The following is a 13,215-nucleotide window of genomic DNA, read 5'->3' on the forward strand; positions in this document are numbered from 1 at the left end:
GTTGACTTCGACCGAACTCACAAGCGAACCTGTTCCAAAACCCCCAACAGAGGATTGAAAAGAAACATCTTTTTTGAACCCTTCCAATCTAGGACAGGATCCAGAAAGGCACCGCTTAATACTTGACTCCTATATTCATGTTTCATATGAAATTCAATACTTGAGTTAACAACTCATTTTAAGCACCGTTTGAGGGGACGGGGCAAGGACGCGGCCACCCGCATTCTTGGAGAAATTTATGGGGCGAATTAAATCGAACCGTTCGCGGCTAGCGAGCGGTGTAGCGCTTTGGGTTCTTGTTAATACCGGTCTTGCCAGCGCGCAGGACCTGAGCGAAGACATACCGGTTTCAGAAACGCCGGAAACCGCCGTGGATGAGACGGCGGAAACGGCCAATACAAAGCTGCAATTGATTGTGGTCGGTGCCGGTGTCGACAAGGTGGCCTATGACACACCCCAGGCCGTGACGGTTCTGGATCAGGAAGCCATCGATTCCGAGCAAGCCGTCACAATCGGCGACCTGTTCCGGGAGGTCCCCGGCGTGACCGTGACGGGCAGCAACCGTGTCGGCGGCCAGTCCTTCAACATTCGCGGGATCGGGGATCTGAACGCCTCCGATGAATCGAAAATCATCGTGACGGTCGACGGAGCAAACAAGTTCTTTGAACAGTACCGTGTCGGGTCGTTCTTCTCCGATCCGGAACTTTACAAACAGGTTGAAATCCTGCGCGGATCCGCTTCTTCAACGCTCTATGGGGCGGGCGCTCTTGGCGGCGTGATCAACTTCACCACCAAAGACGCCAGTGATTTCCTTGAGGACGGTGAAAGATTGGCCGTCAAGGTCAAGGGCATGTTCGATTCCAACAAGGACGGCTTCATGTCCTCTGGCATTGTTGCCGGCCGGATCAACGAACGGACAGAATATCTGCTGAACGGCACCTTCCGGCGCGCATCGGACTACGAGACTGGCGACGGCTCGACAATCCTGGGGTCAGGCTTTGAATCCGCATCCGGTCTGGCCAAGGTGATCCATCACTTTGGTGACAATGAAGAGCAATCCATCCGCCTGTCCTACCAACGCTGGCAAAGCGATCTCGACGACACGCAATATTCGCAGACCGGGACGATCTCGGCCTTCGGAACCATCGACCGTGACATCACTGACCAGACGGTTGTGTTCAGCTATGACAATCCGGCATCGGATAATCCTTTCCTGGATCTGAACATTGCCCTGTCCTTCTCTGACACGGCCGTGGATCAGGAAGACGCCTCCTCAACCACACCCTCGGTTCTGTTTGAAGATTCCAATTACAGCTACCGGACCTGGCAAGGTAAAATCGACAATACGTTCGCGTTTTCCGGCACTGGTTTTGAGAACTTCCTGACCGTAGGAACGCAGCTATCCTATCAGGAACGAATCGCCAGCGCGGAAAGCGGGTCCGTTGATTTCCATCCGGAAGGAACAGATACGAAACTCGGGATCTTTGCCCAGAACGAGTTCATCTGGAACGACCGCCTCACCATCACCCCCGGTGCGCGTGTTGACCTGATCAACCTGCAGCCCGACAGCTCGATTGAAGACGCCTCAGACCAGTTCGAAGTCGCATTCTCTCCCAAACTGGCCGCGCTCTTCAAGATCAATGACAATCTGGCTGTGTTCGGATCTGTCGCTCACACGGAACGGGCACCAACCCTGGATGAACTGTTTTCCACCGGCGCCAACAGGACCTATCCCGGCGGCCGCTTTGCAAGCCTTGATCTTGAAAAGGAACAGTCCAACTCTGTTGAAGCGGGCTTCTCCCTCTCCTTCATGGACATTGTGGCGAACAATGACAGTTTCCAGCTCAAAACCACCGGCTTTTACAATGATCTGACCGATCTCATTGCAGCCAATCCAAATACCGGCCAGAGCACACCGGTTGTCTATTACGTCAATATCGATGAAGCGGAGATTTATGGTGTTGAGGTGGAAGCGGCCTATGATGCCGACTATGTCTTTGCGTCTCTCGCATACAGCGTGATCCGTGGTGAAGACAAGGAGACGGGCGAAACGCTCAGCTCCATTCCAGCCGATACACTGGCAATGACCCTCGGCGGCCGCTGGCCGGACCACAACGTCGAGTTCGGCTGGCGCGGCCTCTTTGCGGCAGGCATGAAAACCGGAACGACGGACGGGCCGTTCCCCGGCTACGGCGTGCATGACATCTTTGCGAACTGGACACCCCAGGAAGGCCTGATGTCCGGCTATGAGCTGAGAGCTTCCGTCGAGAATATTTTCGACAAGCAGTACCAGAACAATCTGGCCGGCGACCCGGCTCCGGGCCGCACCTTCAAGCTGACTATGGCAAAGCAGTTCAGCTGGTAAAAGTCGCCTGGCAACGCTCTGCCGCCGCCCCCCACGGGGCGGCGGTTTCTTTTGACGCTTACGGCCCGGGAAAGGTGGAGCGCCAGCGGCGCAGAAACATGTTGCGGGTCATCTTGTCCAGCGCCACCATCAGCGACGGTGCAAGGCCGATGGGACGCAGCGCCGTCAGGCTGATGGCCTCCCCCTCCCCGCCCTCCGCCGCTTCCAGTATCGGACTGATGAGCAGCGCCTTGCGCAGTTCGATCGTGCCTTGCGGCGACAGCAGAAACTCCAGAAAGTCCTGCGCCGTTCCTTTGTGGGCCGCCTGTTTGGGGATCATCAGCGCCCGCGAAAGCACCAGCGTATAGTCGGAAGGCAGGACAATGCCGATGCGGCTATCCTCCTTTTGATAGCCCTGCGCATAGGATCCGAGCACATTATAGGCGATCAGATACTGCCCTTCCGCAACGCCGCGGATAATGTCCGCCGAACAGCAGGTGGAGACGGCGCCGGAACGGCTGAAAGATTCCTGCAGCGCGCCGAAGGTTGACGCCTCCTGGGCATCGGAAAAAGCGAACAGATACCCAAGCCCCGACCGCTCGATATCATAGGTGGCAACCCGGCCCGCATAGGGCGTATAGACGGGCCGCAACAGATCAAGCAGATCAAAGCGCGACTGCGGCACGTCCCCCTCCGGCACCAGATCCTTGTTGTAGACAATCACCGCCGGTTCACGGGTTATGCCCCAGATTTCATCGCGCCAGCGCAGCGCATCGGGCAGCCGTTCCGTTGCCCGCGACCGGTAGGACGCCGCGCAGGCATCATTGACCAGCTTGACCATCTGGTGGACCCCGGAACTGATCACCAGATCCGCGCCGCTCTGTCCCTCCCGGCACTCCTTCAAGGTCAGATCATAAAGCGCATTCGAGCCCCATTGTTCATAGATCAATCCGGTGCCCGGCCGGGTGCGCACGAAGGCCTCCACGACCGGACCGAAGACGGCAAGATCCGTAGTGGAACGCAACAGCAGCACCGTTGCGGCAGAGGGCTCCCCGAACCGGGCCGTCATTTCCTGGGCCTGCGCAAGCGTCGTCGCCAGCAGCAGCCCCAGACCGGCCAGACCCGCCCGCAAGACCTTGAGGCATCTCATGAGCGCCCCCGCTCCGGCGCCGGTACTGAAGACTGACCGAAAACAAGAGCTGCACGGAACCCGTCATCTCGCCCTGGCTCCAGGACCAGATGCGCGCCAAAGGAATCAGCGGCCGCATGGGCGATGGCAAGCCCCAGTCCGGAGCCCGAGGAGCGCGCCGGTCCCTTCCGGTTGAAGCGGTTGCCGAGGCCGGACACGATCTCCGGTGCCGGGCCCGGGCCCGCGTCCTGCACCCAGAGCTGCGCATGTCCGTCCACATGACCTGCGCCCACGCGCACAGGGGAGCGCCCGTGTTTGAGCGCATTGGCCAAAAGGTTTTTCAGAGCTTCTTCCAAGGATGGTGCGTCGGCCGTCACCAGAACCGGGGCCTCGCCGATCTCCAGCCCCACATCCATCTCCGGATAAAGAACCCCATGGTCGTCCTGATCGGTCACATCCAGCGCAATGTCCCGCAAATCCACCTCTTCCCGGCGCGCGCTGTCGCCGCGATGGATGACAAGAGCCTGGCTCAGCATCTGGTCCAGCAGACGCCCGAGGCTGACGGACCGGGTTTGCAGGCGCCCGGCGATCTTCTCCTTACGCGCCGGATCCGTTTCCTCGGCCAACAGGCCCGCTTGCGCCCGCAGCGCAGCGACCGGCGTGCGCAGCTGGTGGGCCGTATCGGAAATCAGGTGGCGCATGGACATCATCTGCCGGTCCAGCCGCGCCATGAACCCGTTAAGGGCACTGATCAGGACAGCCGTTTCCCGGGGCACATCCGTGTCCATGGGCGTCAGGTCATGGGGATCGCGGCCTGTCAGGCGTCTGGTGATCTTTTCCAAAGGCTGCAGCACGGAGCGGACCACAAGGCCCGCAAGCAGCGCCATGGCCAATCCGGACGCCGCCAGCACATAAAGCGCCTTTCGGGTAATGTCATAAGCCATGGCATCGCGCGCCAGCAGCGTCTGGCCGACGATCACCTGCACCGTACCATTCAGTCTGCGTTCGGCGAAGCGGCGCGAGACAACGGCAAAACGCGCCGCTTCGCCGAAAAACACACCATCAAAAAACCCGTTCTGAACCGCCTTGCGGCCATCGGGCAGAGAAATGCCGTCATAGCCGGTCAGGGTCGCGCCATCGGTGCCGATGACCCGGTAGCCGATCCGGTCATCCTTGGAAAAACCCAGCAGATCAAACGCGGAGACGGGCAGTTCCAGCTCTGGCTTGCCGTTCTGCACGGTGATAGAGGCTGCAATGTCATTGGCCGCACCAAGCAGAAGCCTGTCATAGGCGGTCCGCGCCGCCTCGCGCCCATAGGCAAAGGCGGCAATCGCCACAAGCATCCCCCCAAAGATCAAAAGGAAGGCAACCCCGAGCGCCACCCGGGCGGTCAGGGATTTTGGCGCCAGAGCGCGCAGGAAATCAGGCCTCAACATGGAGCTTGTAGCCGAGGCCCCTCTGGGTCTCGATCCGTACCGACGAGCCGGCCAGCTTCTTGCGCAGCCGGGCGACATAGAGTTCCAGCGCATTCATGCCCACATCCGTCTCCTCGAAACTGAACAGCCCCTCAAACAGGCGTTCCTTGCTCAAGGTCTTGCCGCGGTTGTGGATCAAAAGCTCCAGCAGCGCGAATTCCCGGCGGGTGAGCGTCAGCGGACTGCCATCGGCCCGCACCACCCGGGCCGAAGCGTTGAAACTCAGATTGCCAAGCGTGACTTCCTCCGCCTTGTCCCCCTGTTCCCGCCGGTAGAGCGCACGGAGACGGGCTTCCAGCTCCCGGTGGTCAAACGGCTTGACCAGATAGTCATCGGCCCCGGAATTGAGCGAAGACACCCGCTCGTCGACGGAAAACTCCGCCGTCAGCATCAGAACGGGCGTCCGGTCGCCCTGGGATCGCAGCTCCTTCAGAAGATCCGTGCCCAAACCGTCCGACAGATTGATGTCCAGCACCAGAACGTCATAGCGCTGCACTTCCAGGCAGGCACGCGCTTCTTCCAGCGTCTTGGCCAGATCACAGGCCATGCCGCTCCGCTCCAGGCGGATCATAATGGCCTCGGCCATGTCAAATGTGTCTTCAACGAGCAAAAGGCGCACGTAAGGTTCCTCCCAGCCCCAAACATTGCCCGCCTGAGCGCCCCATGCAAGCGCGGCGGCAAAGCTTGACAGGTTGGTGACAGGGTTTGGCGCTAGGCTGTTGAAATATTCGCCAACCGGCCCGGCTTGCCTCAGGCTGATGCCAGAAGCCCTGCACCCGGACGGTTCAGCGAATTTGAAAAAGGCATCAAACGCCTGACTTTGTGGAGGAACACATCATGGCATTCAAATCCACCCGCCTTCTTCTGGCGGCGGCCCTTCTTGGCGCGTCCGCTTTCGGCGCCACCGCTGCCGATTACAAGCCGGAAAATCCGGAATGTATCGCTCCGGCCAATCCGGGCGGTGGCTGGGACTTCACCTGCCGCCAGGTGGGCAAATCTCTCCAGGATCTCAAGCTGATCGGCAAGACCATGCAGGTGGTGAACCTGGCTGGCGGCGGCGGCGGGGTCGCCTTTGCCGAAGTGGTGAACAAGCGCGACAGTGACAACGACCTGATCGTTGCCGCATCATCCGCAACAGCCACCCGCCTCGCCCAAGGCGCGTTTCCGGGCAACACCATGGACCAGGTCCGCTGGGTGGCGTCCATCGGCGCCGACTATGGCGTGATTGCTGTTGCCGCCAATAGCCCGGTCAACACGCTTCCCGAGCTTCTGGACCAGATCAAGGCCGATCCGACCTCCGTGTCTGTGGCAGGCGGCTCTGCCGTTGGCGGCTGGGATCATCTGAAGGTCCTGATCGCCGCCAATGCCTATGGCATCAAGGACGTGCGCTCGGTCAAATACATCGCCTTTGATGGTGGCGGCGAAGCTGTGACTCAGCTGCTCGCCGGGTCGGTCCAGGCTTTTACCGGCGACATTTCCGAAGCGAAAGGATTTGTCGACAGCGGCGACATCAAGGTGATTGCCGTGCTGGCGCCGGAGCGTATTCCCGGTGAATTTTCCGACTTCCCGACCGCCAAGGAACAGGGCATCGACGCCATCGGCGCCAACTGGCGCGGCTTTTACGCCCCCGGCAAAATGTCCGACGACGCCTATAATTCCTGGGTGAACAAGATCTCCGATCTGTATAAGAGCGACGAGTGGAAAGGCGTGATGGCTGCCAATGGTCTTGCCCCGCTCGACCTGCAGGGCGAAGAATTCGAGCAATTCGTCGCCGGATCCGTGAAACAGATCCAGGACATCTCCAAAGAGATCGGCATCATCAAATAAAATTGCCATCTCCAGCCTCGGGGGGCACCGGCCGTGCCCCCCGTTTCTTTTTCTCAGCTCCTGAATAGGCGGCCCCGTCCGGCGCGCCGCCGCTGGAAGGTATCCATGAGCGACCGCATCTTCGGAGTGGTCGGGCTTCTCCTTGCACTCGGATATGCCTGGGCCGCGCTCCTGATCCAAGAAAGCTTCCTGTCCGACGCGGTCGGTCCCAAGGCTTTCCCACTCATCATCGCAGCAGTTCTCGGACTGTCGTCTCTCGTTATCATTCTTAAGCCCGACACGGGGCCGGACTGGCCCAGCCTCGGCCGCCTCGTGGAAGTGGCCGCCGCCGTGGTGGTGATGATCCTCTACGCCCAGCTGCTGCCGGTGATCGGGTTCGTCTTTGCCACCGCCCTTGCCGCGACCTACCTGACCTGGCGCCTCGGCTCCGGCCCGCTGGCCTCGGTTGTTACCGGTAGCCTTACCTCCATTGGCATCTATGCCGTCTTCCACCTTGCCCTCGGCCTGTCATTGGCCAAGGGCCCCCTCGGTTTCTGACGGGAGGCTTTCATGGACACTCTCTCTTCCCTGGCCGACGGCTTTGTCATCGCCCTGACCTGGCAGAACCTGCTGCTGGCCCTGCTCGGCTGTTTTCTCGGCACCATGATGGGCGCCCTGCCGGGTCTTGGCCCGTCCAACGGCGTTGCCATCCTGATCCCGCTCGCCTTCACCCTCGGGCTTGGCGCCACCCCCTCTCTGATCCTGCTGACCTCGGTCTATTACGGGGCCATGTATGGCGGACGGATCTCCTCCATCCTGCTGAACATTCCCGGCGACGAACCAGCCATGATGACCTGTCTCGACGGCTATCCCATGGCCCGCAACGGGCGCGCTGGCGAGGCCCTGTCGCTTTCCGGAATTGCCTCCTTTGTCGGCGCCTTTCTGGCCACCTGGGGCCTGATCCTGCTGGCCCCGCAACTGGTCAAGATCGCGCTACTGTTCGGCCCGGCGGAATATTTCGCCCTCTTCACCCTTGCCTTTGCCACCCTTGGCGGGGTTGCCTCCACCAACCAGGCCAAGACCGCCTTTGCGGCCGCCCTCGGCATCGGGCTGGCCACCGTTGGCGTCGACACCCAGACAGGCGTACCCCGCTTCACCTTTGGCGAAGTCCATCTTTATGACGGCATCGACTTCCTGGTCGCGATTGTCGGCCTGTTTGCCCTCTCCGAAGTGTTCCTCTTTCTGGAACACCGCCATGGCAACGCGGATGCAAGCGCCCACAAGGTCTCGGTCGGGCGGCTGATGCCCAGCTTTCAGCTGCTGAAATCCTGCACCCCGACCATGCTGCGCACCAGTGTGCTTGGCTTCATCGCCGGGGTTCTGCCAGGCGCGGGCGCTTCCCTTGGCTCGTTCATTTCCTACACCATGGAAAAGAAGCTGGTCGACAAGGACAAGACCTTCGGCACCGGCGATCCGCGCGGGGTTGCCGCACCTGAAGCGGGCAACAATGCGGCTGCGGGCGGCGCTCTGGTGCCCATGCTGGCCCTCGGGGTTCCCGGCTCCGGTACGACCGCCGTGCTTCTGGCGGTCCTGCTCGCCCTCAACATCACCCCTGGCCCGCTGCTCTTCACCCAGCAGCCGGATGTGGTCTGGGGGCTGATCGCCGCCCTGTTCATCGCCAATTTCATGCTTCTGGCCATGAACATTCCGATGATCGGCCTGTTCACAAGGGTGCTTTTGATTCCGCCGCGCATCCTCATGCCCATCGTGGCCATGGTCAGCTTTGTCGGGATCTACGGCATTTCCGGCTCGTCCTTCGACCTGATGGTCATGATCGGCTTCGGGGTGATGGGCTGGGTGCTGCGCAAGCTGGATGTGCCCCTGGTGCCGATCATTCTGGGAACGCTTTTGGGCGATGCCATGGAAAACAACCTGCGCCGGGCGATCACCATCGACAATGGTGACTGGTGGACCCTGATCGACAGCCCGTTGTCACTGGTCCTGTGGAGCCTCGCCATTATCGGCTTCGTGCTGCCGATCCTGTTCGGCCGGGTCCTGAAATCCCGCATGCGCATGGCCAAGGACGAGGAAGGCTCGACCACCGACTGACGGCACACACATCCGCACCGCAGAAAACGCCCTGTCCGGATGGAGAGGGCGTTTTTTGCGTTGGGGGCCGGTTGGATGGCAAGCGCCCAATCGGGCGGCTGGTGAGACCCATCCCGAGCCGTTTTGTCGGGTGGGGCTGCGTCGCGGGCCAATCCCGGCAGCGGGATCCATTGCGATCGCGGTGAACGGCTGAGATGAAAGCGCACGGGCTGAGAATTGCTCTCGGCCCAAAAGCGGCGGTTCGCGTCGTACGCAGCGTAGGAGCGTTTCGAGCCCATTCCAACCGATGCCGCGGCTTGTTTGTCCGTCTGCAATGAGTACGGCGAGCTACTTGCTGAGGAGCAATTTGGCGCCCAGCCCCCCCAAAGCAATTGCCCCGATACGGTCAATGTAGAACTCTGCGGCGAAGTAACCGTCACGCACGGCTTTGCGGCTCACTCCCGATGCCAATGCCGAATAAAAGGCTATCTCAAATATAAAATGGTTGGCGATGATGGCGAGGTTCTCGGAAACGGTCAGGTTCGAGGGAAATATTGCCGCCAGAATGGCGGCGGCAAACAACACCGTCTTCGGATTGAGCGCATTGATTGCCATACCCTGCCTGAACGCATGGGACTTGGGTTTGACATCAGCCACAGCAGTGGTGCATGCGCCTCGCCACATGCAATAGGCGACATAGAGTAAATACGAAGCGCCGATGGTTTTGATAACCAGATAAGCCCATGGAGCGGTTGCAAAAATCACATCCATCCCAAGCAAGGCGATGGCGGTCCAAAGAGCCCCCACCACCCCCAAGCCGGCCCCTGTCGCAATGCCCGCCCACTTTCCAGAGGACAAAGAGTTCTGCATTGCAATCAGGAGAGCGGGGCCTGGACTAACGATTGCCACGAGCAGCGCGAGATTGAACGTGACAAGGTGAGAGATGTCCATGAGGTTGGTGTCCGTCTGATTGTTCAGCTGGTGACGTCGCCTGCGATCACTTGCATCAGCGGAGAAGCTTCAACGAGCCGGTTAGGGACTTGACGGATCGGGCGCATCCGCACAGGCCAAGACCGCTGAGGGGTTCATTGCGAAGGGATCGGTTTGGGAACTCGACCTCATATTCATCAAAAGAATGCAGCTTTCGGGCAAACTCCGGAAAAACCACCAATTTCAGTTCCTGGCCTTTCGTCTGCGCCTTTTCCAAAATCGCAAACATCTGAGCGGAATCGGCTTGAAGAATGGGGACCGGACGATCCGCAGAGCTCAGGATTGCCTTATCTTCCCGGTCCCTAAGCCTCACATTGCCGAGCCCCGGATGCGCCGCACCAAGACCCACAGCGATGGTGGCAACCGTGTTCGCGAGAAATCCTATAGGCTGATCAGGAGAAACGACGATCGCCAGGCGCCAGTCATCTGCGCCGCGCAGAGGCGATGTGTTATTTGCAGCATTTGAAGGTGTGGATTCAGGTCTCATTTTGTCTTCCAGTTTTTTGGAGACAAAACCACATTCCCGCAGGGCGTTCTGCATCTATCTGCCTTGAAACCTCTGAGATTTCGGCATATTCTGCCTCTGCATGGCAAAATTCAGGTAGAAGTTTCCTAGATGGATGAAAAAACAGGAATCAAACCTATTCAGCTTGATGAAGCGGACCGGCGCATTTTGGCCGCGCTTCAGTCTGACGGGCGATTGAGCAACGCAGATCTTGCCGAAGCTACGGGTATGTCCACCTCTCCATGTTGGCGTCGCACACGAAGGCTGGAAGAAGAGGGTTACATTCAGGGATATCGGGCGATGATTGATCGAAAACGGCTTGGTATGGGCGTGCTTGTATTTGTGTCCGTGCAGATCGACACGCACTCGGTCGAGGAAGCCAGCGCGTTCGAGAGGGCCGTTGTCGACTATCCACAGATTGTCTCCTGCCATTCCATAGGCGGAGGAGCGGATTTCTTGCTTCAAGTTGTCTGCAGTGATCTCGACGACTATGCAGATTTTTCAATGGAACATCTTCGCCGCATGCCCGGGATTAAGGCCATGACGAGCAGCTTTGCGCTTAAGGAAATCAAACCGTTCCAAGGTTGGCCGATTCCATAGCCCTTCTGCCGGACAGAGCCCATGAGATTTTGCTGCGACCGAAAACCAGACATTGGTGCGCGCGCAGCGAAAGCCGGCTTCGTCCCGCAGGATGTGCGAACACCACCAGGTTCTGCTTTCGCGGCGAAAGTCCGGTCTGGCGGGCTGCACCGCAGCATTGGAAGTGACCTCTGGACGACACGCCCCCCTGTCAGGGTGGCTGGTGAGACCAGTCTTGAGCCGCTTTAACGGGTGGGGCTGCATCGCGGGCCAATATCGGGAGCAGGGTCCCGTCGCGATCGCGGTGAATGGCTGAGATGGAAGCGGACGGGCAGGTTTAGGCTCACCCGATGAGCAAAGTCGACATTCACGCAACGGGCGCAGAGTTGCTTCCGGCCCGGAGCGGTCATTTCTCCCCAGTGCTGCGAATGACTGGAACGAGTCTACCTTGCTCATTCGTCACAGCGCGGTGAATGACTGCTTCTTTGGTTTCGCTCTGTCTGATAGCGTTCGAGACAAGCTGAAAAGGAGAACAATGATGAGCGCAGAAATTTCCAATTTGCTTTTGGCTTTGGGCATCTTCTCTGTCGGCTTTGTCAGTATAGGCCCAAATATTCTCGCCATCATTGGTACTTCGATGGAACGGGGTCGAGAAGCCGGGGTAAAACTGGCCCTTGGCGTTGGTTCTGGCTCGGCAGTTTGGGCGACTTGCACAGTTGCTGGCCTGACGGCTCTCGTCACCGCCTACGCAGGCATTGTTACACTCCTAAAGGTGTTCGGGGCCGCATATCTCACGTGGTTGGCATACAAGGCATTTCGTTCGGCCGCGACACCCTCTCACTTGCACAAACCAAAAGCTGCCCGCGGAAAAAACCTCTATCTGCAAGGCATCGCGATTCAGCTAACAAATCCGAAGGCGGCGCTTCAGTGGATTGCGATTGTTGGTATTGGTCTTGGCAACGAGGCCCCTTTGTGGGTTGGGATCGCCCTTATCTTGATCGCCACCACACTGTCGTTAGCAGTTCACGTTCTTTATGCCGTGACATTCTCAACAGCACCTGTGATTGTGGCATATCAGAAGGCTCGTCGGTGGATTGAAGGATCGCTCGGCGTCTTTTTCAGCTTTGCCGCTTACAAGATTGCTACCTATCGGCAGTAACCAATAGCAGACCTTGGTTGAACATCAGCAAAGTCCCGCAGTACGACCATTCCTACAAATCGCAGCAAACGTCCGCTCCCCACCCCTGAAAGACCGTGGCCAAGTTTTCCCTTCTCGACACTTCCGGCCCAGAGCGGTCATTGACACACCGCGCAGCGAAAGCCCGCTTAGAGCTCATCTTGCCTGATGCTGCATATCGCACGAACGTCCGTTTGCACGAACTCGACATCACACTCGCTGTCTGGCAGACTCAATATTATTCAAATAATTGCAGTTGGTACATTCAGATGGACTCAGTTCTCTTTGCAGCCTTTTTGACAACAACTCTGGTGTTCTTGGCAGTTCCGGGGCCATCAGTGGCGTTTGCCACTGCACAAGCCATCCGACATGGGCCAAGAGCAGCCTATGTTGCTGTTGCAGGTGATGCCCTTGGAACAATGGTTCATGTGATAGTTGCCGTTGCCGGATTAACTGCGCTGGTAGCGATGTCAGAAATGGTTCTGCCATTCCTGCAAATCGCGGGTGGAATGTTTATTCTTTGGATGGCTCTAAACGCGTTCAAGAACATTGGCAAATCAGCGGGAAATGTCGCGCGACCATCTGACCGAACTACGTTTTGGGCGGGATTCTTTGCCTGCGTTACAAATCCAAAAGCAATAGTGTTCTTCGTAGCGCTATTCCCGGCCTTCATTTCCTCCAATCACAACGTGCTTTTTCAAGGTGCTGTGTACGGCATCATCTTTATTGTCTTGGACGCAATATCCATTTTGACTTACGCGCTGCTCGCCACAGCGACCGTGAAACGCACGACGTCCCGTTGGCTAAATCCAGAAATTTTGAGTGGCTTGGGCCTTACTGGGGTAGGCATTGGCATGGTGATTAAGGGATACCGCTCGATCCCATCCAACTAGCGTAAGAGCCGACATTGGAACAGTCGCGGCGAAGGACAAAAAAGTCCGCATCGCCGCCATTTGAACTCGCCGCAACAAAAGTCTGCTTCCCACCCTTGAAAGACCGTGGCCAAGTTTTCCCTTCTCGACAACTTCCGGGTGAGCGTCCGCTGAACCCCACCTCCCGCTTTTCGATTTTGCGCCTTAAGTGTCCACTTATGCAAATGGACACTTAAAGGCGCGTGATGAG

General features: G+C 58.6%; 12 protein-coding genes. 7 read left to right on the forward strand and 5 right to left on the reverse strand.

The window, feature by feature from the left end; genetic code table 11:
• Positions 1–238 precede the first annotated feature (238 nt).
• Positions 239–2,365, forward strand: a complete 2,127-nt coding sequence (locus tag ACXAIC_RS08390) for a TonB-dependent hemoglobin/transferrin/lactoferrin family receptor (RefSeq protein ID WP_475175680.1) — start codon at positions 239–241, stop codon at positions 2,363–2,365.
• Between the two features lie 58 nt (positions 2,366–2,423).
• On the opposite strand, the gene ACXAIC_RS08395 is transcribed toward ACXAIC_RS08390, so the two are convergent.
• Genes ACXAIC_RS08395 through ACXAIC_RS08405 form a run of 3 tightly spaced genes read right to left on the reverse strand, consistent with a single transcriptional unit; the run spans position 2,424 to position 5,567 of the window.
• Positions 2,424–3,494: an ABC transporter substrate-binding protein gene (locus ACXAIC_RS08395; RefSeq protein ID WP_475175684.1), complete on the reverse strand. Its 1,071-nt coding sequence runs from the start codon at positions 3,492–3,494 to the stop codon at positions 2,424–2,426.
• A complete protein-coding gene (locus tag ACXAIC_RS08400; protein ID WP_475175688.1) occupies positions 3,491–4,909 on the reverse strand; it encodes a sensor histidine kinase in 1,419 nt (472 codons plus the stop codon). The genes ACXAIC_RS08395 and ACXAIC_RS08400 overlap by 4 nt, the downstream gene beginning before the upstream one ends.
• A complete protein-coding gene (locus tag ACXAIC_RS08405) occupies positions 4,896–5,567 on the reverse strand; it encodes a response regulator (protein WP_475175692.1) in 672 nt (223 codons plus the stop codon). Before ACXAIC_RS08405 ends, ACXAIC_RS08400 begins: the two co-directional genes overlap by 14 nt.
• A gap of 218 nt (positions 5,568–5,785) precedes the next feature.
• Here ACXAIC_RS08405 and ACXAIC_RS08410 point away from each other — a divergent pair, with 218 nt between their 5' ends.
• The 3 genes from ACXAIC_RS08410 to ACXAIC_RS08420 all read left to right on the forward strand — a co-directional run bounded on the left by ACXAIC_RS08410 (position 5,786) and on the right by ACXAIC_RS08420 (position 8,863).
• Positions 5,786–6,775, forward strand: coding sequence for a Bug family tripartite tricarboxylate transporter substrate binding protein (locus ACXAIC_RS08410; protein WP_475175696.1), 990 nt, complete (start codon positions 5,786–5,788; stop codon positions 6,773–6,775).
• 105 nt (positions 6,776–6,880) lie between these two features.
• Positions 6,881–7,312, forward strand: a complete 432-nt coding sequence (locus ACXAIC_RS08415) for a tripartite tricarboxylate transporter TctB family protein (RefSeq protein WP_475175701.1) — start codon at positions 6,881–6,883, stop codon at positions 7,310–7,312.
• Positions 7,313–7,324: 12 nt separating this feature from the next.
• Positions 7,325–8,863, forward strand: coding sequence for a tripartite tricarboxylate transporter permease (locus ACXAIC_RS08420; RefSeq protein WP_475175705.1), 1,539 nt, complete (start codon positions 7,325–7,327; stop codon positions 8,861–8,863).
• Positions 8,864–9,190: 327 nt separating this feature from the next.
• Here ACXAIC_RS08420 and ACXAIC_RS08425 read toward each other — a convergent pair whose 3' ends face one another.
• Positions 9,191–9,793, reverse strand: a complete 603-nt coding sequence (locus ACXAIC_RS08425; protein WP_475175709.1) for a LysE family translocator — start codon at positions 9,791–9,793, stop codon at positions 9,191–9,193.
• A gap of 55 nt (positions 9,794–9,848) precedes the next feature.
• Positions 9,849–10,373 (reverse strand): DUF2000 domain-containing protein, encoded by a 525-nt coding sequence (locus tag ACXAIC_RS08430; RefSeq protein WP_475175712.1) that lies wholly within the window; start codon positions 10,371–10,373, stop codon positions 9,849–9,851.
• Between the two features lie 75 nt (positions 10,374–10,448).
• Here ACXAIC_RS08430 and ACXAIC_RS08435 point away from each other — a divergent pair, with 75 nt between their 5' ends.
• The 3 genes from ACXAIC_RS08435 (at position 10,449) to ACXAIC_RS08445 (ending at position 12,986) form a co-directional block, all read left to right on the forward strand.
• Positions 10,449–10,937 carry an Lrp/AsnC family transcriptional regulator gene (locus tag ACXAIC_RS08435; RefSeq protein WP_475175716.1) on the forward strand — a complete coding sequence of 163 codons (489 nt, stop codon included), beginning with the start codon at positions 10,449–10,451 and terminating at the stop codon, positions 10,935–10,937.
• 517 nt (positions 10,938–11,454) lie between these two features.
• Entirely contained in the window at positions 11,455–12,075 is a 621-nt protein-coding gene (locus tag ACXAIC_RS08440) for a LysE family translocator (protein ID WP_475175720.1), read from the forward strand.
• A 95-nt stretch (positions 12,076–12,170) separates the two neighbouring features.
• On the forward strand, positions 12,171–12,986 hold the full coding sequence (locus tag ACXAIC_RS08445) for a LysE family translocator (RefSeq protein WP_475175723.1): 816 nt from the start codon (positions 12,171–12,173) through the stop codon (positions 12,984–12,986).
• Positions 12,987–13,215 lie beyond the last annotated feature (229 nt).

The sequence above is a fragment of the Roseibium sp. AWQ4_254 genome, from assembly GCF_056161025.1.